The organism is Spongisporangium articulatum (genome assembly GCF_044465595.1).
Classification (GTDB): domain Bacteria; phylum Actinomycetota; class Actinomycetes; order Actinomycetales; family Kineosporiaceae; genus Spongisporangium; species Spongisporangium articulatum.
This window is the reverse complement of the sequence record NZ_JBITLV010000001.1, coordinates 492,503-515,543: the sequence shown is the minus strand read 5'-3', so window position 1 is coordinate 515,543 and position 23,041 is coordinate 492,503. Positions and strand designations below refer to the sequence as shown.

Genomic DNA, 23,041 nt, shown 5'->3' with positions numbered 1-23,041 from the left:
TCGGGACCGGCCGCGACTGCTGCCAGTGCCGCCACCACGGACCGAACCACCCGCTCCACCCCGTCCACGTCATCCCGACACCCAACAGCACAACCGATCAGGAAGGAACACCCGTCATGAACAGCAACCTGAACATCCGGCTCAACCCGATCATGCTCGCCCTCGGCAGCCTCGCAGCCGTCGTCGGTGGGTGGGGCCTCTACACGATGATGACCGAGATCGGGCACGCGCCCGGCTTCATCGGCGTCATCAGCATCGCCATCCTCGAACTGTTCGCCGTCGGCCTCGGCATCCACGCCGTGAAGGTCGCCCAGGACGGCGACAGCCCGTTCCCCTTCAACTTGGGGATCACCCTCATCGCGCTCCTGGCCGCGGGGGTGCAGTTCACCGCAGCGATCCAGGAAGGCAAGGGCGTCCTGTTCGGCGTCGTCATGGCTATGGCCCCCATCGCGGCCATCACCTTGTGGGTGATCGAAATGCGGCGCTTCTTCCGCCTCCGCGGCCGCGCCGCCGGAACCGTCGCCCAGCCTGCCGCCACGATCGAGCCCGCGCTGTGGCTGCGGTTCTTCGGCGCCGCGTGGGAGGCCAAGAAGTTCGCGCTCATCGACCGGACCCTCGGCGCGGACGACGCGATGAAGCTCGGCATCATCCACACCCGGCCCCAGCCGAAGGAACTCCCGGTGCCGGTCCGGCGGGACCGGGGCCTCGCGGTCGAGGACGCCGTGCCCCAGCTGCGCGCCCTCACCCCTTCCCAGCCTGCTCAGATCCCGGCCCAGGTCCAGCCGGTTCAGCAGGCCCAGACCGCTCCCGCTCAGGCTCCGGTCGCTCAGCCCGAGCCCGCCCCGAGCGACTCCCGCGTGGGGATGGTCGGGGTGAAGGACGGTGACCAGCCGGTGTCCTGGCACACCCCGCAGGAGGCCGACGACCTCGGCTACTCCGAGCCCTACAGCGAGCCGTACGTGGATCCGGAGTACGCGGGGCAGCGGGCCGGGGCCGCCTACAACCGGGAGGTCCTGCGCGACCACCAGGCCAGCAGCAACGGGCACGTGCCCGGCTACGTCCCCGGCCGCTGAACCACCCGACGGCTCGACGACCGATGGACGACACCACCGATCCGACCGGCACCCGCCTCTCTTCCCCGGGGTGGGTGCTGGTCGGCTCCACCGGCCTATGGGCGGCCGACTGCCTCCGGCCGGGCTGCCTCTGGACCGTCACCACCTCCACGCCGGAAGCCGCCGACACCGCCGCCCAACGCCACGACTTCACCGACCACCCCGACCATCAGCCCGAGTTCATGGAGGACGAGGCCGCGTGACCGCCCTCGACGAGAACCCCCGCACCACAACCACTCCAGTCGCTTCGACGGGTCCGACTCCCGAGCAGGTTCGTGAGAGCAGTGAAGCCCTGCACCGTGCTTCGGGGCGGATGTCACGGGTCGAGCGGGCCAAGATGCCCCTAGCTCAGGACGTCGTCGAAGCGGTCGCGGTCTCCCACGGCGTGTGCATCCGGCCCGTGCCGATGCAGGTCACCGACACCACCACCGGCGCCTTGTCCTACGTCGACGTCCCCTGCGGGGCGACCCTGGCGTCTAAGTGCCCGTCCTGTGCTGAGCGGGCCCGGCGGTTGCGGGTCCATCAGTGCCGGGAGGGCTGGCACCTGGTCGAGGAACCCGACCTCACCCCCGACGCGCCGAACGACGTCCAGCAGGCGCTGATGGTGGAGCGGGCCGATATCACCGCCGCCAGGGACCACGCCCTGAGCGCGGGGGATGAGCTGGAAGCCCTCGCCCACTCCGAAGCGCTAACCGACGTCGACGCCGCCCTCCGCCACGCCGGTGTCCGCGGTCAGGTCGACCCGGCCAAGGTCCAGCGGGCCACTCGCTCCACCCGGCGCCGCACCGACGTGCCCGACCTGCCGAAACGGCCGATGGAAGCGACCACCCTCGGACGCACCTTCCTCGGTCGGGACGGGGAGGTGTTCCGGCCCTCGATGTTCATGACCGTCACCCTCCCCAGCTACGGGAAGGTGAACACCGACGGCACACCCAGGGACGCCGACTCCTACGACTACGTGCGGCAGGTCCGCGACTCCTTTGGGTTCGCCGGGCTGCTCGACCGGCTGGTGCAGAACCTACGCCGGGTCGCGGGGTTCGAGGTCCAGTACTTCGCCACCGTCGAACCCCAACGACGGCTCGCCCCTCACGCGCACTTCGCCATCCGGGGCACCATCCCGCGCGCCCTCGTCCGCCAGGTCGTCGCGGCCACCTACCGGCAGGTGTGGTGGCCCACCACCGGCTCACCCGTCCACGACGACGACAACCCGCCCGTCTGGGACGACGACCTGGCCGGGTATGTCGACCCGGCCACGGGCGTGCCGCTCACTTCGTGGGCTGACGCGCTGGCTGAGCTGGATCACGCCGACGACCTGGCCGACGAGCTCAGTGCCCCCGAGCTCGCCGCGCAGCCGTTCCACGTCCTGCGCTTCGGCGCCCAGGTCGACCTTCAGGGCCTGCTCGCCGGAACCCCCGACAGCGAACGCCGGATCGGCTACCTGGCCAAGTATCTGACCAAGGCCATGTCCGACGCCCACGCCATCGACGACACCGACCCGAACGCCGCCCGCCAGCGTGCTCACCTGGCCCGGCTCGCCGCGGTGGCGAAGGTCGAACCGTGCGGGCCGGGCTGTGCGAACTGGCTGCGCTACGGCATCCAACCCCGCGGCGCCCACGCAGGCATGACCCCCGGCGGCTGCCGCTCCAAAGCCCACAAGTCCGAGTACCTCGGCTACGCCGGGCGGCGAATCCTGGTCTCCCGCAAATGGACCGGCAAGACGTTGGCCGACCACCGGCACGACCGCCGCGCTTGGGTCCTCGCCACCCTCGGCGTCGTTGCGGACCAGGAGGACGACAACAAGGCACCTGCCGATTCCGCTCGGCCTCGGGACAAGACCCGCGACCGCTACTCGTGGGCACCCGTCGAACGCAACACACCCATCCCACCGCTGGCGCACCGGCTGCTCACCGCGATCGCCCAACGCTCCGGATGGCGCGCCGCCTACGAAGCCGCCCGCGACGGCAAACCACCACCCCCCGAACTTCTTTCAGCAACACCTCTCAACCCCGACCACGGAAGGAGCGCCATCCATGGAACAGAACAGCCGTGACCCCCTGCTCAGCGTCGACCAGGCCGGAGAGCTACTCGGCACCGGCCCCCGATTCCCGCGCCGACTCATCGCCGAACGACGCATCCGGTTCGTGCGCCTCGGCCGCCACGTGCGGATCCCCGAATCCGCGCTGATCGAATACATCGCCACCGGCACCGTCGAACCCACCCCACGCCGTGACCAGCGGGCCCGGGGGAGGGCTGCCTAGTGCCGAGCAAGAGGCGCTTCGGTCGCGTCCGCAAGCTGCCGTCCGGTCGCTGGCAGGCCCGCTACCTCGGTCCCGACGGCATCGACCGGCCCGCGCCGGAGACTTTCAGCAACAAGACCGACGCCACGATCTGGCTGGCTGACCGCGAGGCCGAGCTACGCACCGGGGAGTGGATCGACCCGGAGGCGGGCCGGACGACGCTCGGGGACTTCGCGGCTCGGTGGGTGAAGGAGCGTCCGGGTCTGACGCCGAAGACGAAGCAGCTCTATGAGGGCCTGGTCCGGCTGCACATCCGTCCGGGCCTGGGTGATCTCCCGCTGGCCGACCTCACCCCCGCCCGCGTCCGAACGTGGCGGGCGACGCTGCTCGACGGTGGCCTCGGGCCGGTGACGGTGGCCAAGGCGTACCGGCTGCTACGCACGATCATGCAAACGGCCGTCGATGATCGGGTGATCCGGTCGAACCCCTGCCAGATCAAGGGTGCCTCGGTCGAACGCTCGCCAGAGCGCCCGGTACTCACGGTGCCCGAGGTCTACTCGATCGCCGACGCCATGCCCGATCGGTTCCGGCTCATGATCCTGCTGGCCACCTTCTGCTCGCTCCGCTTCGGCGAGCTGGGCGCGCTCACCCGGGGGGCCGTCGACGTCGACAAGGGGCTCTTGCACGTGCGGCGCAGCCTGGTCGAGCTGGGCGACGGCTCGCTAATCTTCAAGGAGCCCAAGACCACCGCCGGGCGCCGCGTCGTCGGCATCCCCGGCGCGATGCTCGCCGACGTCATCGCCCACCTCGACGAATTCACCGGCGACCGTCCCGACGCCTTCGTCTTCGTCGGGCCCAAGGGCGCGACCCTGCGACGGAGCAACTTCCAGAAGTACTGGCGCAACGCGCTCCAGGCCGCCGGGATCGAGGGCGTGCACTTCCACGACCTACGGCACACCGGCAACACCCTGGTCGCTCAGTCCGGCGCGACTCTGCCCGACCTGATGGCCCGGATGGGACACGCCAGCACCCGGGCCGCGCTGATCTACATCCACACGAACTCGACCCGCGACCGGCTCATCGCCGACCGGCTCTCGGAACTGATCCCCGCATCCGATCGGGCACGCAACGGGCACGACAAGCCCACCTCGGAAGAGGAAGGCAGTCGGGATGACCGGTCAGAACCCGCCTGACCTGCGGTGGAACGGTGGAGCGGGTGACGAGAATCGAACTCGCACTGTCAGCTTGGGAAGCTGATGTTCTACCATTGAACTACACCCGCATATGGCGCCTGACCAGCGGAAACACCGAAATTGAGGCGTCTCGTCCCGGTCGGGCCCACACACCCTATCAAGCCTCGGGCGGGTCGTCAGACCTCGTCGGTGGCCAGCTCCCGGACGAGGGTGCCCGATTCCCAGAGCTGTGGGTCCGCGAGGAACGGCGGGCGGCCGGTGCGCTCGAGGTCGTCGAGCAACCGTCGCGCCAGACGGGCCGTCAGCCGGGTCTTCCCGGCCGAGATCAGGCCACCGGCCTCCACGATCCGTCCGCGTTGCGCGGTGCGGGCCGCTCCCACGTAGACGGCCCGCTTGATCGCCGCCACCGCGGCGGGCGGGCGGGCCGCCATCCGGTGCGCGAGGCCTTCGGCGACGGCCGCGAGTTCGTCGTCCGGCACGACCGAGCTGACCAGCCCGGCGGCGAGGGCCTCCTCGGCGCTCAGCTGCCCGCCGTCCAGGAGCAGGTGCACGGCCCGGGCCGTGCCCAGCATCCGGGTGAGGTTCTGGGTGCCGCCGGCGCCGGGGAGGATGCCGCCGAGGATCTCCGGCTGGCCGAACCGGACGTCGGGGGAGTCCGAGGCGATCCGGATGTCGCAGTTCAGGGCCATCTCCAGCCCCCCGCCCAGGCAGGGGCCGTTGATCGCCGCGATCCACACGACGGACGAGGCGTGCATGTCGCGGATGATCCGGTGCAGCCGGCTCAGCGTGACCAGCGAACGTCCGACCGGGCCTGATCGGGCGGCGACGGCTCGCCCGGCCCCCGTAGCAGTCAGGATGAGCCCGGCCCAGGCCGCCAGGTGCGCCATCCGCGGCCCCAACCGCGGCGCACGGGTCTCGGCGAGCTCGGTCAGCTCCGCGACGTCGAAGTGGGTGATGAAGTGGCTGCCGGACGCCGAGCGCGCGCCGGTCAGGACCACCGCGCCGATCTCCGGGTCCCGGTCCGCGCGACGGACCAGGGCCTCGAGTTCTTGGACGCCGGCGTCGTCGAGGAACCCGTGCGGCGGCCGGTCGTACACGGCCACCAGAACCCGATCCTGCCGGCGGAGGATGAAACGCCCCATTGCCACCCTTTCCGCTGACCCTGTGCTTCGTGTCACAATCCCTCGTCGTTACTCATCAGTACTGGTCCGAGTTCGATCTCCGCAAGAGGGAGCGGTGTCATGTCGCTGACAAGCCAGACCGTCGTAGTCACCGGTGCCTCTCGAGGTATCGGGGCCGCCGCGGCCCGTGCACTGCACGCCCGGGGGGCGACGGTAGCTCTCCTCGGTCGTGACAAGGCGGCATTGGCCGACGTGACGGCCGAACTCGGCAGTCGCGCCGCGTGGTTCGTCGCCGACGTCACGGACTCCGAGTCGACGGCGGCCGCCGCCAAGCAGGTCCTCGACCGGTTCGGTCAGGTCGACAGCCTGGTCGTGAACGCCGGCCTGAACCTGCCCGGGACGGTGCGGTCGCCCGCCGCCGACCAGACGTTCGCCACCATCATCGAGACCAACCTGATCGGCTCCTACCGCACGCTGCACGCCTTCTGGCCGGCGCTCGAGGCGTCGAAGGGGTACATCCTGCTGATGTCCTCCATCGCGTCCTCCGTCGGTCTGGGTGGCCAGACTGCCTACGCGGCCAGCAAGGCGGGCATCGAGAGCATGGCGCACACCCTGCGCATGGAGACCGCGCACCTGGGGGTCACCATCGGTGCCGTTCACCCGTGGTTCGCCGATACGGCCCTCCTGCACACCGGCGAGGCGGCCATGCCGACGTTCGCCCAGACCCGCAAGCGACTGGCGCCGTTCGGTCGGATCCCGGGGCCGGTCGGGTTGATCGGGCTGACCCTCAGCCCGGAGGAGATCGGCGAGGTGATGGCCGACATGGTCGAGAAGCGGGCCCGCAAGCGGCACGTGCCGCGCTCGTCGGGCTGGATGAACACCGGCCGGCCGGTGCTGAACTCGGGGTACGGCGAGTTCGTCCAGCAGGCCATCTTCGGCTGGATGATGAAGCGCATCGACAAGGAGACCCGCTGAACATGACCGGTCGGATAGTGGTCTTCGGCGCCACCGGATACTCGGGCGAGCTAACGGCGCAGGCGCTCGTCGACCTGGGCCAGAAGCCGGTCCTGGCGGGTCGTAGCCAGGCCAAGCTGACGCAGCTGTCCGACCGGTTGGGTGGTCTGGAGACCGCGGTGGCCGACGTCGACCACCCGCAGTCGGTGCAGGCGCTCGTGGGGCCGGGTGACGTCCTGATCTCGCTCGTCGGGCCGTTCGCCCGGTGGGGCACGCCCGCGGTCGAGGCCGCGGTGCGGGCCGGGGCCCACTACCTCGACTCGACCGGCGAGCCGCCCTTCATCCGCGAGGTCTTCCGCACCTGGGGGCCGCCGGCCCGCACCGCCGGGGTGGGCCTGGTCACCGCGATGGGGTACGACTACGTGCCCGGCAACCTCGCCGCCGGGCTCGCCCTGGCCGACTCCGAGGGTCGCGCGACGTCCGTGCGGGTCGGCTACTTCGTCAAGGGGCCGATGCGCCCGAGCGGGATCAGCGGGGGCACGCGAGCCTCGTTGCTGGGTGCGTTGTTCGAGCCGGGTTTCGCCTGGCGCAACGGACGGCTGGACGACGAGCGCGCCGGTCTGCGGGCCGCCCGCTTCTCGGTCGAGGGGCGTCGGCGCGACGCTCTGAGCGTCGGGATGTCCGAGCATTTCGGTGTGCCGCAGGCCTTTCCGCAGGTTCGCGATGTCGACACCTACCTCGGCTGGTTCGGCCCGGCGTCCCGGCCCGTCAGCCTGCTCTCCCGGACGGGTGGGGCGGTCACCGCTCTGCCCGTCGTGCGGCGCACCACTTCTCGGGTGTTCGCCCGGCTGGCCAAGGGCTCCAGCGGCGGCCCGGACCTGCAGCAGCGAGAGACCTACAAGACCCTGGTCGTCGCGGAGGCGTCCGACGCCGCCGGGCGCCAGGTGGGCCGCGCCGTCGTCCAGGGGGTGAACCCGTACGACTTCACCGGCCGGATGCTCGCGGTGGCCGCGGCGCACGTGGCCGAGCACGGCTTCGAGGACGTCGGCGCGCTCGGTCCCGTGGCCGCGTTCGGCCTGGCCGGGTTGGAGCGGTTGGTCGGCGAAGCCGGGCTGCACAGGTCGGAGTGAGCCGCGCCCCGGCCGGCGTTCAGGCTGCATTGGTAGCGTGACGGCGTGGCGTTTTTCGGGCGGAGGAACCGCGGTTCCGAGGAGTCGGCGCAGGTCGAGGAGGGCATAGCCGTCACCGACCTGGTGTACCGGCATCTCCTGCTCGTGCCCACGACCACCGACCCCGAGCTGGTCGGCTCGCTCGTGCAGGACCGGCACCCGTCGTCCGACCTGCACACGGCCGGGGAGCTGCTGCTCGGCCGGCACTGCCGCCTGACCGGCCCCTACGCGCTGTCGCTCGAGGACGCCGTCGAGGCGGGGGTGCCGATGCCGTGGACGGTCTGTTACTGCCTCGAGGCACCCGTGGAGCGGGAGGCGCCGCCGCTGCCGGGCGTCGACGACCGCGACGGGTTCGCGTTCGCGTTCCCCGACGGCCTGCCCTGGCGGGACGAGGGCCGGGCCCTGCACATGCTGGTCAGCATCGCCCGCCGCATCGGTGGGGCCGTCCGGTGTGCCGGGTCGCTCGAGCTGATCCAGCCCGACCCGCAGCGGGCGGTCGACCATGTCGTGCACGCGCCCGACTGGCTCGAACCGGGTGTGCTCCTCGGCCTGGTCCAGCGGGACCTGCCCGGCGCCGTCCTGGCCATCGACAGCGAGGACTGGAACGGCCCGTCCGACGAGGCGTACTCGGGCGCGATCATCGAGCACGAGACCCGCGAAACTCCGCTCACGGCAGCCCAACTCGAGTATGTGCACGCGTACGCCGACTCGTTCGACATGGCCGTGCTCAGCCAGCCGCCGGTCATCGATGCGTTCGCCATCGTCGCCGACATGGGGCACGACGGAACGATCGAGGTGCTCACCCACCTGAGCGACGGGGACGAGCCGGCGGTGTGGCGAGAACCGTGGGCGGCCGGGGAGTTCTACACGTACGAGGTGCGCTGGATCAATCCCGACCCGGCCCAGCGCGAGCAGCGCGTACCGAGCGAGGCGTTCCGGGTGGCGCGCTCCCGGGTGGCGCCGCTGATCGCCACCGTGACGCGCTCGATCGTCGAGGCGACCCACGGTGTGGTGCTCGACGAGGACGGGTTTAGGGTCGACCGCTACCTGCTCTGACCTCCGGTGTCGAGTTGGACGTCGTTCGGGTCTGGGGCTTCGAGTTGGACCTTCCGGGGCGGACTCGTCGTTGCTCGCCGTCGATGCGCCGTGATTCGTCCAGGTCGGGGCGTTGAACCCGCGCAACGTCCAACTCGGCCGCGGCTGGACACCGTCGGGGTTCACCCGGCCCGCCGCAGCATCACGCGGTGCGTGCGGTCGATCAGTCTTGCGACGTCGCGCAGACTGAACCGGTCGTAGTGCAACAGTTCCCAGCCGACCCCGTGCGCATCGACGTCCCGTGAGCGGTCTTTCGCCGGCATGCCCTCCACCTCGTCGTGGTAGATGCCGTCGTACTCGGCCGCAAGTCTCCACTTCAGCCAGCTCATGTCCGGGCGGGCCACAAACCTCGTGCCGTCGTAGATCTCGTACTGCGGCTGCGGAGCGGGCAGGCCGGCGAGGACGAAGCGACACCGCAGCACGCTCTCGGGCGGGGACTCGGCTCGCGCATCGGCCAGGGCCAGCACCACGCGGGCCGAACCCACTCCGCGGGACCTGCCGTGCCGGTCGAGCACCTGGTCGACGTGACTCGCAGAAAGCTTGCATGCGAACAGAAGCCGGTCGACGGCGGTGACGGCGCCGATCAGCCGGCGCGCGACGGCCGCGGGGTGCTCGCCCCGCAGGACCGACGGGTCGGGGAAGCCGTACAGGGCGGGCCCGGTGGGTGGTCGTGAGGGCACTGTTTCGACCGGCGGACGCCGGTGCAGCGACCGGGCGGCGGCCGGGGGAAGCCGGGCGACGCGCGCGAGATCGTACGCGGTCCGGGCCGCGGTGGTCGTGGGCCCGAACCGCGTCATCAGAACCTCCTGCGGGGCAAGAACTTCCGCGCGGACTACGAGCCCCGGGCGGGCCCGCACCTGCCCCGGCCTCGGCAGGATGACCTCGACGCGCTGCTCCGCCGACGCATCGCGTACCCCGTGCACCCAGGCCGCGGCGCGACCGGCGAGGACGGCCTCGGCGGGCAGGACCTGACGCATGGCCGCGATCCGCGTCTCGAAGGTGACCGGCAGGTGCGCCGCCTGTCGGAGGCCCCGTCCCAACGACCGGTACGCCGGCCCGGCCAGGCGGTCCACGGTCTCGTGGGCGCGGCCGGTGGCGAGGGTGAACGGTCCGGAAGCGAGGGCGTGAGGGGCGGGTCGAGGGCGACGCATGGCGCCAAGCGTGGGTCGTCGGGGGGCGGACGCGGGCGGCAGCCGCTCGGTCTGTGGACAAGGCGCCCGTCCTCGGAGATGTGGACGCCGAGGTGTGCGGGCTACCGGCGCGCGGGGGACACCTGGCGAGCCGTCGACGACCTGGACGAACTCAGCCGCAGCGGCGCTGACCTTGACCTACCGGGCCGTCAGGAGTCACGTCCGGACGAAATGAGGCGGTGTTCGTCCGACTCGGAACCCGAATACCCACGTTCGTCCATCTCCGGGACGCCGGGCGCCCGGCTTGCCGCAGCCGCCCAAGCGCCGGACATTCCGGTCCCCGTGGACGACGGGGCGTGCGTTACACGGTGGACGTCGGCAGTTCTGTCGAGCCCCCTGGGACTGAAGTGATGAAACACAGAGCTGTGACCTTTTCGTGACCTGATTGGGCGGGACGACGCCTGCCGGGCGTGAGCGCCTCGCCCCCGGTTGAGGGACGGGCCGGGAAAGCGCCCTTCGGGGCGCCTGATGGACCCGTCGCCACGCGGTGCACCGACCGACTCGAGGGCCTCGGCAAACCCCGAAATCACTCCCACATCTTGTGGTCCCACAGGGAACGTGCCACAAGGCTGCTGCCGAATGTCGCGATATACGCGGCGTAATCGGACGTCGGTCGGTCCTGAGTCGCCCGCCACTCACACGGGTGAAGATCGGGAAAAAACCCGCAACTACTTCCCGTCACGGAGGGTTGATCCACATCCCCGGGCTTCCCTCGCGTGGCCCAGCCGACCACCACGAGTGGTCATGATCGCCGCCCGGATCGATCGCTGTCGCGCAGCGTGTCCGCGAACGACTCCTTCGCGTTCTCTGACCCTTTGCGTCCTGGGACGCGCCGACTCGCCCGACTACTAGCTCTGAGTAGTGGATCTATTACTGTTCGTGGCCGGGTCGGGGAAAGTCGGCCCGTGCCCGTCCAAGACCTCGTGTCTCGGGGGGCGCTTCATTCGCGTCAGGTTCAGCACGAGCCGGGCGGGCACACGAGTAACAGGTCGGCGACACCCGAAGTGGTCGCTCCGAGGAAGGAACTCCTTGATGAACCTCAAGTCCAACAAGGCGCGGGCGAGCATCGCCGCGCTGGGTGCGTGCACCCTCGTCGTCGGAGGGGGGTGGCTGGCCTCCACGGCGATCGGTGCCGGAGAGACGCTCGCGTTCGGTCCTACCGGGACCTCCGCGACGATCGTCGATGCAGTCACCACGCCGGGTACCAACTCGGTCAGCGCTGGTCTCACCTACGGTGTCAAGGTCACCGGGATGTCGGGCAGTGACCCGGTCTACGCGTCCGTGATCAGCGCGCCCACCTCGGCCTCCGCCTACTTCGAGCGGGTGGCCAACAACGGCGCGCCGACTGCCAACGCCACGTTCACGCAGGTGCAGGACAGCGGCCCCGCCAACGTCCAGGTGACCACGACGGCGGGCAGCACGACGGCCACCATCAGCAACACCCCGGCCTCGCCGCTCGCCAGCGCGTTGATCCGGCTTACGGGTGCCTCGGGCACGGAGTACAAGGTCGCCAGCTCCAGCGGTACGACCCTGACCCTGGCCTCTCCCGCCAAGTACAGCCAGACGACGACGACGTTCGCGAGCGCGGGCGCCGCTGCGAGCAACAACTTCTTCGTCCCGGTGGCGGAGAGCGCGACGAGCGTCGTTCCGGGGTACGCGAGCGGCGACAACGTGTACTTCGGCGCGGTGACCCCGGGCGCGTACACGTTCCGCCTGTTCCAGGACCACAACGGCAACGGCGCCTACGAGCCGGCCCAGGACGACAGCACCTCGGTCTTCACGCTCAACGTCAAGGACGTGACGGCGGCGACGACCAGCACCAGCGACGACCTGAGCTTCGGCCTCACCGCCGACACCTCGGTCGCACTGGGCAACAACATCACGGCGACGGCAACCCTGGGCGGCCTGTCCACGCAGGACACCCGGGGCACCAGCTCCGGCGTCGGTGTCCTGGGCACCAAGGTCGCCTCGGCCACGCAGTTCGACGGGACGGCTACCACGACCACGGTGTCGGCCGACGCCTCGCCGACGTTCGACGGGACGAACTTCACCCACAACTTCACCACCTCGGGTGCGGCCGGCTCGTTCGCGATCCAGCCGGTGTTCGACCAGAACGCCTCGGGCACCTTCTCCGGGACTGACTACATCCCGACCGGCCAGTCGACCAACACGACGGTCACCAGCAACGGTGTCACCGCCGTGGCCGACACCGTCGTCACGGACGTCACCGGTTCGGTGAAGGGCGCGGCGAACGCGGCCACCATCAAGACCGGTGTCTCGCAGGTGACCTACACGGCCACCGTGACCGACGCGGGCACGAAGACCGACGACGTCGTGTTCTTCACCCTCACCCCGGGCACCAACACCCCGACGCTCACCGCCGACGGCACGTTGGTCAGCAACACCTCGGGTGTGAAGGTCTACTCGGCCACGGCCAACTCCGACGGTGTCGCCACCCTGAAGGTCACCAGCAGTGACACGACGGCCAACACCACCTACACCGTGGGAGCCAAGTCCAACGCGGCCACCAGCGCCAACCTGACGGCGACCTACGCGGCGGCGGCGTTCAGCTCGCTGTCGATCACCAACACGGCGGTCGAGCTGACCCCGACGGTGGGTAGCAGCGTCACTCTGAAGGGCAAGCTGCTCGACCAGTTCGACGGCACCTACGTGCCGGCGGTCAGCAGCCCGCAGTCGGTGCAGCTGTTCCTGGGCACCAACGCGGCGTCCTGCTCGGCCGTGTCGTTCGCGGCGCCGAAGGCCACCAACACGACGGACGCCAACATCGTCCTGTCGAACGGCACCTTCAGCTACAGCTACACGCCGGCCAGCACGCCGTCGGCGGGTACCTGCACCTCGTTCGGGGTCGGCTACGACGCCAACACCGGTGGCACCATCGCCGCGGGTGAGGCCGATGTCGACACGATCAACTGGGCCAGCAGCACGGCGGCCGCCAGCATCACCGCCGCCACGCCCAACGCGGGCGCGACCAAGGTGAACCTGTCCGACGACGACACCGTCGTGCCGGGTCAGAGCAACGCCACCACCGGTGCGACCGGTGGTGCCGACACGGACGACTTCGGTGACGCCGACGGTCAGATCACCGGCACCGTCTACGACGCCGGCAACACCCCGCTGGCCTACAAGTCGGTGACGATCACGGGCAGCACGGGCGTGTACTTCACGGACGCGGCCACCCCGTCGGCCACGCACCAGCTGGCCACCAGCTGGACCGCGGTCACCAACGGCAGCGGCGCCCTCTCGGGTGTCTACGCCTTCTTCACCAAGTCGGGTACTGCGACCATCACGCTGACCTCCGGCTCGGCCACGAAGACGGTCTCGGTCACCACGGACGACGCCAGCGACCCCTACAAGATCGTGGCGATCGACGCCAAGGGGAAGCCGGGCACGACCATCGCCGTCACCGGCAACGTGAAGGACATGTTCGGCAACGCGGTGGTCAACCAGACCGTCGACCTGACGCTCAGCGACAACAGCGTCGGTGTGCTGGCGGACGCCCACCCGGAGACGGACAGCAACGGTGTCTGGAGCACGACGATCAGCCCGGCGACCAACCAGGAGGGCGACGTCACCGTCACCGCGGTGATCAACGGTCAGACGCAGAACGCCACCCCGGCCGCTCTCTGGGCCACGGCGGGTCTGACCTACGCTCACGGCGAGTACATGGACCAGTCGACCATCTCGGTCGGGGAGACCGCACTCACGATCTCCTCGTCGGGCCGGCTCACCTACGGCAGCAAGTACTACGCCCGTGGTGCGCTGATCAGCGGGACCGCCGACGCCGGCGCGACCGTCGAGATCTGGGGCAAGACGACCTCCAGCAGCTACCAGCTGATGGACACCGCCACCGCTGACGACAACGGCGAGTTCGGGACGACCATCAAGATCGCCCGGAGCGTCTGGTTCATCGCCAAGTCGGACGGCAAGACGAGCGCCAGCAGCCTCACCAAGGTCTACTCCGCGGTGAGCCTGTCGGCGAAGTCGAACTCGGCGGACCACGTCACGCTGACCGCCAACGGCGGCCCGAACGCGAAGGGCACGCTGACCTTCTACCGGGTCTACGCGGACGGTCACACCAAGAAGCTGGGCAGCATGACGAGCTCCAGCTACGGCAACGGTTCCAAGACGTTCTCGGCGCCCTCGGGCAACCGTAAGTTCAAGGTGGTCTTCCAGGCCCCGGGTACTTACAGCGGCTCGGACACCGACTACGCCAAGGTGAAGTGATCTCGGCCTAGCTGAGACGCACCATCCGGCGAGGGGCCGGCACCCGCGAGGGTGTCGGCCCCTCAGCCGTTTGCCATCGGATCTTCCCCCGAGGTGATCAGCCACTTTGGGCTGCCCCGATGCTCCGGTCGGGTGGAAGTATCGGTGGTCCGGGCGCGAGTCGGCGTGTCGCGCCTCATGAGCATCTTGCGACTCAGTAGAAAGCAGCGTCCTCACCGCCAGCCACGGAAGGCCGCCCTTTCTCCGGAGGCCGCCATGCATGATCTCTCTGATCGCGTCGTTCTGGCCGTTCTCATGTTTTTCGCCCTGATCGCACTTCTTGCTTGGTCCATCTGGTTCGTGCCCAGAGAGGTCAGAGGGTCACGTCTAGTCTGGTTGGTCCTCGCAGGGAGCGCCTCGGTGATCACTGCGATCGGAGTGGCGATGGCGCGCCAACCCTATTCGTGAGGCGGCGTTAGCTGCGCACACAGATGGCCTGGATCCCGTTCAAACGCTCCACGTGCTGGTTCGGTGTAGATCTCGCATCGAATTGTCGTTTCCTGTCAACATCCCGTATAGCGATATGACCTGTGTGTCGGTCAACTCGCACAGGGCATCGCAGGCGACTCGAGCGGCCTTTAGACGTCCCTTTTTCCGAGCCTTCTTTGCTGCATCAAGCGCGAGGACCGGCAAATGCGCCTTGTTATGGTCTTCGACCTTATTGGCCTGCCTGCAGAAATAGTCGAAAACGGCCTCGATCATCTTGCGCTGACCAGTCTGTGCCGCGCACAACTCTGGGCCTGAGATCACGAAGTAGTGAACCAGTTGCTTGAGTACGTCAACGGCCCCTCTCAAATGGTCTGGAGGCTTAAGATTAAATTCTCCAGTGGAATAGTTTGATTCAAGCGTTGTCTCTTTGATGCATTGATCTATCCCTCGTGAAACGAATAAAGCGAGATCAATATCTCGTCGAGTCTTCCGTCCGTTCAAGTCTTGATCTGACGGAAGGAGATCACCAAGAAGATCCCGAGCCTGATCTAAGTGAAGCTGACTATTCCTTGGATGCTCCTTCACATACCACCTCGCGAATGCTGGCCATCGACCGGTTCGCCTCCGGATCTCGTCCAGGGGGATGAGTCCTGCGCGGAAGAAGTCTTCGACATCGTGAATGGCGTACGTCACATCGTCTGCCCAATCCATGACTGCCGCCTCGAGTGATTTAATTGGCGGAGTTGCTGGACTAGAAGACGTCGATGTCATGGCAAAATGGAAAGCGGCCCTGTCGTCCTCATAGGCGCCCCATTTCATTTTCTCGCCGTTTTCAGGTGTCTCCGAATATAACCAAGGATATTTGAGCAATGCCCGCAGGGTTGCTCGGGTCAGATTGAGCCCTCGCTCGTCGCCTTTGCGTGCGACGAGTCGCGTAGCGATTCGAAATGATTGTGCATTTCCCTCGAAACTATCTCTTGCGCCGCCCGGAAACAATTCTTGCAGCTGACTCTCGCCAGCGTGCCCAAAGGGTGGATGGCCGAGGTCATGCGCGAGACTTGCCGCTTCGACAACATCCGGGTCGAGGACGTCTAACAGGTCCGGAGAAAGCGGTCTGCCGCCATGAGTGTAATGCAATTGATCAGCGATTCCCCGAGCGACCTGGCCGACCTTGATCGTGTGGATCAGGCGGTTGTGGCTGGACTGACCGTGGTAAGGCGAAACAACCTGTGTGACACCAGCCAATCGCCGGAACGCGGGGCTGTAGAGGATGCGGTCGCGGTCGCGACGAAAGGGACTTCTGATCGTTGAGTAGGTATCGCCGTCTCGTCGATCCGTACGGGTGGGAGTCATGACTTCTCGTCTTCAACGGAGAACGCGCGCTGCCCGGCGTGACGTTGTCATCGGTAGCACCGAAACAGTCCTTGATCGACATCACTCGTGCGGCCCGATGATCAAGTGGCACGGAACTAAGAGGACATTGCTGGCTTGTCGCGGATCTTCATCCTCAGGATGCGATCTTCCACCGCTCCCGGCTCTACGCCAGGGTCGCACCATGGACGTCGACTACCTGGCCGATCGCCTGGCCAAGGGCATTCAGTTCGCTGATGCCACCCAGACATTGCCGCGACGGTTCCGCGACTACGACGCCGGCGACGCGGCGGTCGCCCTGTACGTGGGCTGGCTAGGCCGGTGCCGAGAAGACGTCCGCCGCCGTCACGCCCACGACGCCCTCGGGCAGGTGGTCGACCCGCTCGCGAGCGGCGATCAACCGACGAACGGCGTCTTCCGGGTGCAGACCCAGAGCGCTCAGTGAGTGGTCGAGTTCCCGGGCCAGGCGGCCGGCGTCCACGGACTTCGCCCACTTCACCTCGCCGGCCAGAGACGGCGTCCGACTACGCCCGCTGAGGGTGAGCACATCGACCTCGGACGAGTTGTCGGGCGACCACCATCGTCCGACGGCGACGACGTCCTCGGCGAGGCGACCCGCGGCGCACTCACGTCGCACGTACGAGCGCACCACCTCCTCCCACGGCCCGCCCAGATGGTCGTCCAGCCCCTGCAGCAGGACCGGCAGGATGGAATCGCCGAGACCACGGTCGATCTCGGCCCGGTAGCGGCTGACCAGGCCCAGGTGGAAGGCCAGGAAGTTGTCGGCCAGCCGGTAGATCCGCCGCTTCGACCGCCGAGGATCCTCGGTCACCGGGACCACCCGTTCGACGAGGCGTAGCGCGATGAGGCGGTCCAGCGTCCGGGTCGGTTCGGTGCCCACCCAGTCCTTGATCTCGTTGTGGCGGGTCCGGCCGTTGGCGATGGCGTGCAGCACAGCGGCCGGTTGCTCACCCGGTTCGGCTTCAGTCGCCATGACCAGATCGCCCTCGTTCAGCAGCAGGGCCCCCGGCCGGCAGACCAGGTGCTCGACGTTTTCCCGCAGGCTCTTCGCCGCGTCCCACCAGGACAAGTACAACGGCATCCCGCCGACCAGGCCATACACCGCAGCCCGATCCGCCGGTTCCATCCCGGGCAGCATGAGCGCGGCCTCCCATGGTTCGAACGGGTGCACCTGGAGGTTGAGGTCGAAGCGTCCGTAGAGCGGGGCCCGTTCCTCCTGGAGGGCTTGCATGCTCCGGACCGCCGATCCGCACAGCAGCAGTCGCAACTTGGTCGAGGATCCGGCGCGGTCAAGGAAGGCGCGGATCACGCCCGGGAGCTCCGGAGAGGAGCGCTCGAGTTCCGGGTACTCGTCCAGGACGACGAGCAAGGGTTCGTTGCGAGCGGCACCGGCCAGGTGCTCGAGCGCGTCGTCCCAGTCGTGGAACGGACGAGCGGTGAGGTCGCGCAGAGTGCTGAGCCCTTCGGCGGCGACCTGGCGGCTCAGCTGGAGCAGCTCACCCTGGGCTGCTCGACCTGCGCCGGTGTGAAAGACCGATCGCCTCCCGCGTGCGAATTCCTGCAGCAGAGCCGTCTTGCCGACCCGTCGGCGCCCCCAGACCAACCCCGGTCGCGCGTCGGTACGTTCGGCCCAGGTGTGCAGATCGGCCAGTTCACGTACTCGGTTGACGAACACCTGTGCCTCACTCTGTCGCCACCAGTAACTTACGCATGATGTAACTAACGTCGGACGTAAGTTACATCATGTGTAGGGTTACGGTAGCGGCATCGGTCTGGCAGCTGCTGGACGACGAGGGCCCCGGCAGCGGGTTCCTCGCCTTCTTCGTGGCGGACCTCGAGGACGAACCGGTGAACGGGTTCGACGAGCAGTTCCGCGCCCGGCTGGCCTGAACGCCGATCGGCGTTCACCGCAAAGGAGTCAGAACTCCTGGACGGACAGCTCGGCCTCGAAGACGGCGACGGCCCCCTGGAGCCGCTTCTCGACGTCCACGATCATGGGCAGCAGCTCGGTCAGGTCCTCGGTCGCGGCGTTGTCGCGCAGGTCGAGGACCCAGTCGACGTCGTGCGCCAGCTGCGGGTCGTCGCGGCGGAGCCATTCGAGGAACTGCATGCCTCAGCGTCCGTCACCGCGGCCGTCCGCGTCCGGCAACCGGGCGGATCTAGCCCGGACGGCTCAGCAATGCCTGTCGATGAACGCCAGGGTCTGCTTCCAGACCGACGCCGACTTGGCCGCGTAGGCGCTGGCGTGGCGCTGCTCGCCCTTCAGGACGACGGCCCGCACGTCGAGCCCCTTCCCGGCGTACGCCTGCACGTACCGGGTGGAGTTCCGGAAGCTCAGCCACTCGTCGGCCCCCGCGAACAGCAGCGCCGGGGTGTCGGCCTTGGACGGACTCTTCGGCACGGTGGCCGAGGCGACCTGGGCCTTCGTGGGGGTCAGCCACCGGGCGCCGGTCGACAGCGCCTTCTGCTCGGTGGTCACCCCCGTGCGCCGCAGGTTGAGCGCGTACCTCAAAGACGTCGGCGGCGAGTAGGCCACGGCGGCGCAGCTCACCTTGCGCCCCTCGGAACTGGCCACCGACAGGGCGATCTGCCCACCGGCCGACGAGCCGATCAGGGCGATCTTGGCCGGGTCGATGCCGTACTGCGGGGCCTGGGAACGGATCTGGGCCAGGGCCGTGAGCAGATCGGTGCGCTGAGCGGGCCACTCGGCGTCGAAGGCGGAGCGGTAGTCGATCGAGAACGATGGGATGCCGGCCGCGTACAGCTTCCGGTTGAACGCGTACATCTTGGTGGCGTCCCCGTAGATCCAGCTGCCGCCGTGCACGGTCACGACGGCCATGTCGGTCGTGGGCTGGGCCGGGATCCAGGTCGAGTACTGCTGCTTGGCCTGCCCGCCGTAGGCCTGCATCCCGGCCTTGGCCAGGGTCACGGACAACCCGGGCAGGGAGGCGGAGACGTCCGCGCGGGCCGGGGTCCCGGCCCACCCGAGGAGCACGGCCTGGACGACGAACGCCGCACTCAGTGCCGCGGCCGCGGCCCGGTGCCGTCCCCGGCTCCTGCTCCTCACGGGTGAACCAGTCGGCGAACACCTCCGACGATCAAGGGGGCTCCGGCAGGTTAGCCCGTCCGGCCCAACGCCGACGACATCAGAACGTAGCGTCGATTGTCGACAAGTTACCTCCCGTTAACGAGCAGCCCCTTGCCTCGACACAGCTCGTTCCTACCTTCCTGCGCCATGACCACCAAGGTGCACCCCCTGCTCGAGGTGCTCGGCTACTCGATCACCTTCGGCGAGGTGAAGGCCAACCAGAACGTGAACTTCGACGTCCTGCCCGGCGAGGTGCACGCCCTGGTCGGCGAGAACGGCGCCGGCAAGTCGACCCTGCTGAAGCTGATCTACGGTGTGTACCAGCCGGATTCGGGCGAGGTGATGGCCGACGGCAAGCAGGTCGTGATCGGCTCGCCCGCCGACGCCCGGGCGCTCGGCATCGGCATGGTCTTCCAGGACCTGCGCCTGGTGCCCGCCCTGACGGTCACCGAGAACATCGGCCTGGCCCTCGGCGGCCGGTTCACGCTCGGCCTGCCGGCCCTGGCCGCGAAGATCCGCGCCGCCTCGGAGGAGCACGGCCTGCAGGTCGACCCCGACCAGCTGGTGCGGCATCTCAGCATCGGTGAGCGGCAGCGCACCGAGATCCTCAAGGTCCTGATGACGGGTGCGCGCCTGGTCATCCTCGACGAGCCGACCAGCGTGCTCGCCCCGCAGGAGGTCGAGGCCCTGTTCGGCGTCGTCCGGCGGATGCGCGAGAACGGTTACGGCGTCGTCATCGTCACGCACAAGCTGAACGAGGTGCGCGCGATCGCCGACCGGGTGACCGTGCTGCGCGGCGGGCGGACGGTCCTGGTGGGCGCCGACCCGAAGGAGCACGACGACGCCGCGCTGGTCGAGGCGATGGTCGGGCGCAAGGTCCCGCCGCTGGCCCGGCCGAAGTCCGAGATCGCCGAGGAGACCACCCCCGCCCTGCTTCTCGAGGACGTGAGCGCCGACGGCGACCGCGGGCACGAGGCGCTGCACGGCGTCACGCTCACCGTGCACCCGGGCGAGGTGGTCGGCGTGGCCGGAGTCGCCGGGTCGGGGCAGAAGGAACTCTGCGAGGTGGCACTCGGCCTGCGGGTCAACACCTCCGGCACCGTGACGGTGAACGGCCAGGCCCTGAGCGGGAACACGGTGACCGGCGCGCTGAAGGCGGGTGCGGTCGGCGTCCCCGAGGACCCGGTGGCCGACTCGGTCGTGCACGGGTTGAGCGTGCTGCAGCACATGCCGCTGGGCGGGCGTCCCGTGCCCAAGAAGGGGTTCGGCATCGACTGGGCCAAGCTCTCGTTGCGCACCCGGGCCGACGACGAGCGGGCCGGTCTGCGGATGGCGCCGCAGCACCGCAAGGTGGCGGAGCTGTCCGGTGGGAACATCCAGCGCGTCGTCCTGACCCGCGCCCTGGGCGGCGAGTCGACCCTCGTGGTCGCCGCCTACCCGAGCCGGGGCCTCGACATCGCCAACACCCGCCGCACCCAGGAACTGTTGCTGGAGAAGGCGAAGGAGGGCGCCGGCGTCCTGGTGGTCTCCGAGGACCTGGACGAACTGATCTCGCTGTGCGACCGCATCGCCGTCATGCACGACGGCCACCTCGCCGGGGTCGTCGACGCCGAGGGCGCCGACCGGATGGCGATCGGCCGGCTCATGCTCGGCGGCGCCGAGAACCCGACCGTCGAGGACGAAGAAGGGACTGCGGCATGACCGCCACCGTCGAGGCTCCCACGGAACCGGCTGAGCCGGCCGCCGCCCCCGAGCCCGAGCGCCCGGGCGTCGACTGGAAGGCGATCGGCGAGGTCGCCGTCCGGTGGGTCGCAGCCGTTCTCGGCGCGATCATCATCTTCGGCGCCATCCTGCTGACCAAGGGTGCCAACCCGTTCGAGGTCTTCTCCACCGCGTGGGAGCAGACCGTCATGAACAGCTACAGCGTCCAGCAGATCCTGATCAAGGCGGCGCCCTTCGCGCTCGCGGCGCTGGCCGTGGTCGTGCCGAGCCGGGCCGGTCTCGTGAACGTGGGGGGCGAGGGTCAGACGATCATCGGCGGGGTGGCCGCCGCGGGGCTCTACATCTGGCTCGGGGCCACGCTTCCCGGCGGGCTGATGCTCCTCGTGATGCTGCTCGGCGGCGTCGTCGCGGGCGCCCTGTGGGCCGGGATCGCGGCGGCGATGCGGTTGACGGTGAGCGTCAACGAGGCCGTCACCACCCTGCTGCTCAACTACGTCGCGCTGGACCTGCTGCTGGCCCTGATCTACCAGCCCTGGAAGGACCCGAACGGTTCCGGACAACCGGCGACGGCCCAGATCGGCGACGCCGTGAAACTGCCCGTCTTCACCGGGACGAAGGTGCACTACGGGCTGCTGATCGCCGTGCTGGCCGCCGTCGCGGTGTGGGCCCTCTTCAAGTACACCGCCTGGGGCTACAACCTGCAGGCCGTCGGCGGCAACCCCGAGGCGGCCCGGCGTGCCGGCCTGCCGGTGACCACGCTGCTGCTCACGGCGATGCTCGTCGGCGGCGCGCTCGCCGGCCTCGGCGGGGCCATCCACCTGACCGGCGTCGAGTACCAGCTGCGGCCCAGTTTCGGCGCCCAGATCGGGTACCTGGGCTTCCTGGCCAGCTGGCTGGCGATGCACAAGCCGGGGGCCGTGCTGGCCGCCGCGACGGTGCTGGCCGGGCTGGCCGTGGCCGGTGACAGCCTCCAGCTCGACTCCGGGCTGCCCGCCGCGACCTCCAACATCCTGGCCGGTCTCATCCTCATCGCCGTCCTCGGCTGGACCGGCACCAAGAAGAAGGCGAGCACCCGATGAGCCTGGTTGCCGACGTCCTGAGCGGCGCCGTCCGGGGTGGAACCTCCATCATGTACGCCGGTCTCGGGGAGACCGTCTCGGAGAAGGCCGGGGTCGTGAACCTGGGCACCGAGGGCTGCATGCTGGTCGGGGCGCTCGGCGGGTTCGCCACCGCGTACAGCACCGGCAGCCCGTGGCTCGGGGTGCTGGTGGCCGCGATCGCCGGTGGCCTCCTCGCCGCGATCCACGCGGTGCTGGTGATCGGCCGCGGGGCCAACCAGTTCGCCTCCGGCCTGACCCTGCTGTTCTTCGCCCTCGGCCTGACTTCGCTGTACGGGGCCGGCTACGTGGGCAAGGAGATCCACGCGCTCAACCCGATCGCCATCCCCGGGCTCAGCGACATCCCGTTCCTCGGCCCGATCCTGTTCGACCAGGACGCCCTGACCTACCTGTCCTACTTCACCGCACCCGCACTGTTCCTGCTGATGGTCAAGACCCGGCCCGGACTGCTGCTGCGCACGGCCGGTGAGCGGGCCGAGGTGCTGACCGTGCACGGCTACCGCATCTCGACGGTGCGCTACGCCGCGGTCATCGGGGGCGGCATGCTCTCGGGCATCGGCGGTGCGCACCTGTCCATCGCCTACGCCCAGTCGTGGTTCGAGAACATGATCGTGGGGCGGGGTTTCATCGCCGTCGCCCTCGTCATCTTCGCCAGCTGGCAGCCGATCCGGGTGATGGCCGGCGCCTACCTGTTCGGGGCGGCGCTCGCGCTGAGCCCGGCGCTGCAGGCCCGGGGGGTCGACCTCCCGGTGCTGAACAACCAGTTCGCGCTCGACGTCCTGCCCTTCGTCGTGACGCTCCTGGTCCTCGCCTTCCTCGGCAAGCGCACGCTGCTCGCCGCCCCCGACGAGCTCCGGAAGGTGTTCGACAACACCGCCTCCTGAACGGCTTTCAGTCTCCCTGTCCATCCGCAACCCAGCTCAGCAATTGTCGACAA

19 protein-coding genes and 1 tRNA gene are annotated in these 23,041 nt (G+C 69.0%); 13 read left to right on the top strand and 7 right to left on the bottom strand.

Going from position 1 to position 23,041, the window contains the following annotated elements; all coding sequences use genetic code 11:
* The first annotated feature begins 116 nt into the window (after positions 1-116).
* The 5 genes from ACIB24_RS02460 (at position 117) to ACIB24_RS02440 (ending at position 4,542) form a co-directional block, all read left to right on the top strand.
* Positions 117-1,073 carry a hypothetical protein gene (locus ACIB24_RS02460; RefSeq protein WP_398274649.1) on the top strand — a complete coding sequence of 319 codons (957 nt, stop codon included), beginning with the start codon at positions 117-119 and terminating at the stop codon, positions 1,071-1,073.
* Positions 1,074-1,096: 23 nt separating this feature from the next.
* On the top strand, positions 1,097-1,315 hold the full coding sequence (locus tag ACIB24_RS02455; RefSeq protein ID WP_398274646.1) for a hypothetical protein: 219 nt from the start codon (positions 1,097-1,099) through the stop codon (positions 1,313-1,315).
* A gap of 110 nt (positions 1,316-1,425) precedes the next feature.
* Positions 1,426-3,162 carry a replication initiator gene (locus ACIB24_RS02450; RefSeq protein WP_398274643.1) on the top strand — a complete coding sequence of 579 codons (1,737 nt, stop codon included), beginning with the start codon at positions 1,426-1,428 and terminating at the stop codon, positions 3,160-3,162.
* Positions 3,143-3,370: an excisionase family DNA-binding protein gene (locus tag ACIB24_RS02445; RefSeq protein ID WP_398274640.1), complete on the top strand. Its 228-nt coding sequence runs from the start codon at positions 3,143-3,145 to the stop codon at positions 3,368-3,370. Before ACIB24_RS02450 ends, ACIB24_RS02445 begins: the two co-directional genes overlap by 20 nt.
* A complete protein-coding gene (locus ACIB24_RS02440) occupies positions 3,370-4,542 on the top strand; it encodes a tyrosine-type recombinase/integrase (protein ID WP_398274637.1) in 1,173 nt (390 codons plus the stop codon). The genes ACIB24_RS02445 and ACIB24_RS02440 overlap by 1 nt, the downstream gene beginning before the upstream one ends.
* Positions 4,543-4,557: 15 nt before the next feature.
* On the opposite strand, the gene ACIB24_RS02435 is transcribed toward ACIB24_RS02440, so the two are convergent.
* Together ACIB24_RS02435 and ACIB24_RS02430 are read right to left on the bottom strand one after the other, a co-directional pair.
* Positions 4,558-4,631 (bottom strand) — tRNA-Gly (locus tag ACIB24_RS02435).
* 87 nt (positions 4,632-4,718) lie between these two features.
* A complete protein-coding gene (locus ACIB24_RS02430; protein ID WP_398274634.1) occupies positions 4,719-5,645 on the bottom strand; it encodes an enoyl-CoA hydratase/isomerase family protein in 927 nt (308 codons plus the stop codon).
* Positions 5,646-5,783: 138 nt separating this feature from the next.
* Between ACIB24_RS02430 and ACIB24_RS02425 the strand changes: the two genes are divergently transcribed.
* Genes ACIB24_RS02425 through ACIB24_RS02415 form a run of 3 tightly spaced genes read left to right on the top strand, consistent with a single transcriptional unit; the run spans position 5,784 to position 8,842 of the window.
* Positions 5,784-6,638 (top strand): SDR family NAD(P)-dependent oxidoreductase, encoded by an 855-nt coding sequence (locus ACIB24_RS02425; protein WP_398274631.1) that lies wholly within the window; start codon positions 5,784-5,786, stop codon positions 6,636-6,638.
* Between the two features lie 2 nt (positions 6,639-6,640).
* Entirely contained in the window at positions 6,641-7,747 is a 1,107-nt protein-coding gene (locus tag ACIB24_RS02420; protein WP_398274628.1) for a saccharopine dehydrogenase family protein, read from the top strand.
* A 45-nt stretch (positions 7,748-7,792) separates the two neighbouring features.
* The gene (locus tag ACIB24_RS02415) at positions 7,793-8,842 is read left to right on the top strand and encodes a hypothetical protein (protein WP_398274625.1); all 1,050 of its coding nucleotides are present in this window, start codon (positions 7,793-7,795) and stop codon (positions 8,840-8,842) included.
* Positions 8,843-9,003: 161 nt separating this feature from the next.
* Here ACIB24_RS02415 and ACIB24_RS02410 read toward each other — a convergent pair whose 3' ends face one another.
* Positions 9,004-10,032 (bottom strand): hypothetical protein, encoded by a 1,029-nt coding sequence (locus ACIB24_RS02410; protein ID WP_398274623.1) that lies wholly within the window; start codon positions 10,030-10,032, stop codon positions 9,004-9,006.
* Positions 10,033-11,103: 1,071 nt separating this feature from the next.
* On the opposite strand from ACIB24_RS02410, the gene ACIB24_RS02405 reads away from it, so the two are divergent.
* On the top strand, positions 11,104-14,316 hold the full coding sequence (locus tag ACIB24_RS02405; protein ID WP_398274620.1) for a beta strand repeat-containing protein: 3,213 nt from the start codon (positions 11,104-11,106) through the stop codon (positions 14,314-14,316).
* Positions 14,317-14,802: 486 nt separating this feature from the next.
* On the opposite strand, the gene ACIB24_RS02400 is transcribed toward ACIB24_RS02405, so the two are convergent.
* The gene (locus ACIB24_RS02400) at positions 14,803-16,137 is read right to left on the bottom strand and encodes a deoxyguanosinetriphosphate triphosphohydrolase family protein (RefSeq protein ID WP_398274617.1); all 1,335 of its coding nucleotides are present in this window, start codon (positions 16,135-16,137) and stop codon (positions 14,803-14,805) included.
* Positions 16,138-16,468: 331 nt separating this feature from the next.
* A complete protein-coding gene (locus ACIB24_RS02395) occupies positions 16,469-17,851 on the bottom strand; it encodes an ATP-binding protein (protein ID WP_398274614.1) in 1,383 nt (460 codons plus the stop codon).
* A 68-nt stretch (positions 17,852-17,919) separates the two neighbouring features.
* On the opposite strand from ACIB24_RS02395, the gene ACIB24_RS02390 reads away from it, so the two are divergent.
* The gene (locus ACIB24_RS02390; RefSeq protein WP_398274611.1) at positions 17,920-18,066 is read left to right on the top strand and encodes a hypothetical protein; all 147 of its coding nucleotides are present in this window, start codon (positions 17,920-17,922) and stop codon (positions 18,064-18,066) included.
* A gap of 28 nt (positions 18,067-18,094) precedes the next feature.
* On the opposite strand, the gene ACIB24_RS02385 is transcribed toward ACIB24_RS02390, so the two are convergent.
* A complete protein-coding gene (locus ACIB24_RS02385; RefSeq protein WP_398274608.1) occupies positions 18,095-18,286 on the bottom strand; it encodes a hypothetical protein in 192 nt (63 codons plus the stop codon).
* Positions 18,287-18,349: 63 nt separating this feature from the next.
* Positions 18,350-19,243, bottom strand: coding sequence for an alpha/beta hydrolase (locus ACIB24_RS02380; protein WP_398274606.1), 894 nt, complete (start codon positions 19,241-19,243; stop codon positions 18,350-18,352).
* A gap of 168 nt (positions 19,244-19,411) precedes the next feature.
* Here ACIB24_RS02380 and ACIB24_RS02375 point away from each other — a divergent pair, with 168 nt between their 5' ends.
* The 3 genes from ACIB24_RS02375 to ACIB24_RS02365 are packed head-to-tail and all read left to right on the top strand — an operon-like array spanning position 19,412 to position 22,988.
* Positions 19,412-20,965 carry an ABC transporter ATP-binding protein gene (locus tag ACIB24_RS02375; RefSeq protein WP_398274603.1) on the top strand — a complete coding sequence of 518 codons (1,554 nt, stop codon included), beginning with the start codon at positions 19,412-19,414 and terminating at the stop codon, positions 20,963-20,965.
* On the top strand, positions 20,962-22,065 hold the full coding sequence (locus ACIB24_RS02370; protein ID WP_398274600.1) for an ABC transporter permease: 1,104 nt from the start codon (positions 20,962-20,964) through the stop codon (positions 22,063-22,065). The genes ACIB24_RS02375 and ACIB24_RS02370 overlap by 4 nt, the downstream gene beginning before the upstream one ends.
* On the top strand, positions 22,062-22,988 hold the full coding sequence (locus tag ACIB24_RS02365) for an ABC transporter permease (protein ID WP_398274597.1): 927 nt from the start codon (positions 22,062-22,064) through the stop codon (positions 22,986-22,988). Before ACIB24_RS02370 ends, ACIB24_RS02365 begins: the two co-directional genes overlap by 4 nt.
* The last annotated feature ends 53 nt before the right edge of the window (positions 22,989-23,041 follow it).

Coding starts and splice junctions, on each gene's coding strand:
- ACIB24_RS02425 (WP_398274631.1), top strand. CDS start 5,784: ATGTCGCTGACAAGCCAGACCGTCGTAGTCACCGGTGCCTCTCGAGGT.
- ACIB24_RS02455 (WP_398274646.1), top strand. CDS start 1,097: ATGGACGACACCACCGATCCGACCGGCACCCGCCTCTCTTCCCCGGGG.
- ACIB24_RS02385 (WP_398274608.1), bottom strand. CDS start 18,286: ATGCAGTTCCTCGAATGGCTCCGCCGCGACGACCCGCAGCTGGCGCAC.
- ACIB24_RS02390 (WP_398274611.1), top strand. CDS start 17,920: ATGTGTAGGGTTACGGTAGCGGCATCGGTCTGGCAGCTGCTGGACGAC.
- ACIB24_RS02410 (WP_398274623.1), bottom strand. CDS start 10,032: ATGCGTCGCCCTCGACCCGCCCCTCACGCCCTCGCTTCCGGACCGTTC.
- ACIB24_RS02400 (WP_398274617.1), bottom strand. CDS start 16,137: ATGACTCCCACCCGTACGGATCGACGAGACGGCGATACCTACTCAACG.
- ACIB24_RS02460 (WP_398274649.1), top strand. CDS start 117: ATGAACAGCAACCTGAACATCCGGCTCAACCCGATCATGCTCGCCCTC.
- ACIB24_RS02450 (WP_398274643.1), top strand. CDS start 1,426: ATGTCACGGGTCGAGCGGGCCAAGATGCCCCTAGCTCAGGACGTCGTC.
- ACIB24_RS02365 (WP_398274597.1), top strand. CDS start 22,062: ATGAGCCTGGTTGCCGACGTCCTGAGCGGCGCCGTCCGGGGTGGAACC.
- ACIB24_RS02405 (WP_398274620.1), top strand. CDS start 11,104: ATGAACCTCAAGTCCAACAAGGCGCGGGCGAGCATCGCCGCGCTGGGT.
- ACIB24_RS02420 (WP_398274628.1), top strand. CDS start 6,641: ATGACCGGTCGGATAGTGGTCTTCGGCGCCACCGGATACTCGGGCGAG.
- ACIB24_RS02445 (WP_398274640.1), top strand. CDS start 3,143: ATGGAACAGAACAGCCGTGACCCCCTGCTCAGCGTCGACCAGGCCGGA.
- ACIB24_RS02375 (WP_398274603.1), top strand. CDS start 19,412: ATGACCACCAAGGTGCACCCCCTGCTCGAGGTGCTCGGCTACTCGATC.
- ACIB24_RS02370 (WP_398274600.1), top strand. CDS start 20,962: ATGACCGCCACCGTCGAGGCTCCCACGGAACCGGCTGAGCCGGCCGCC.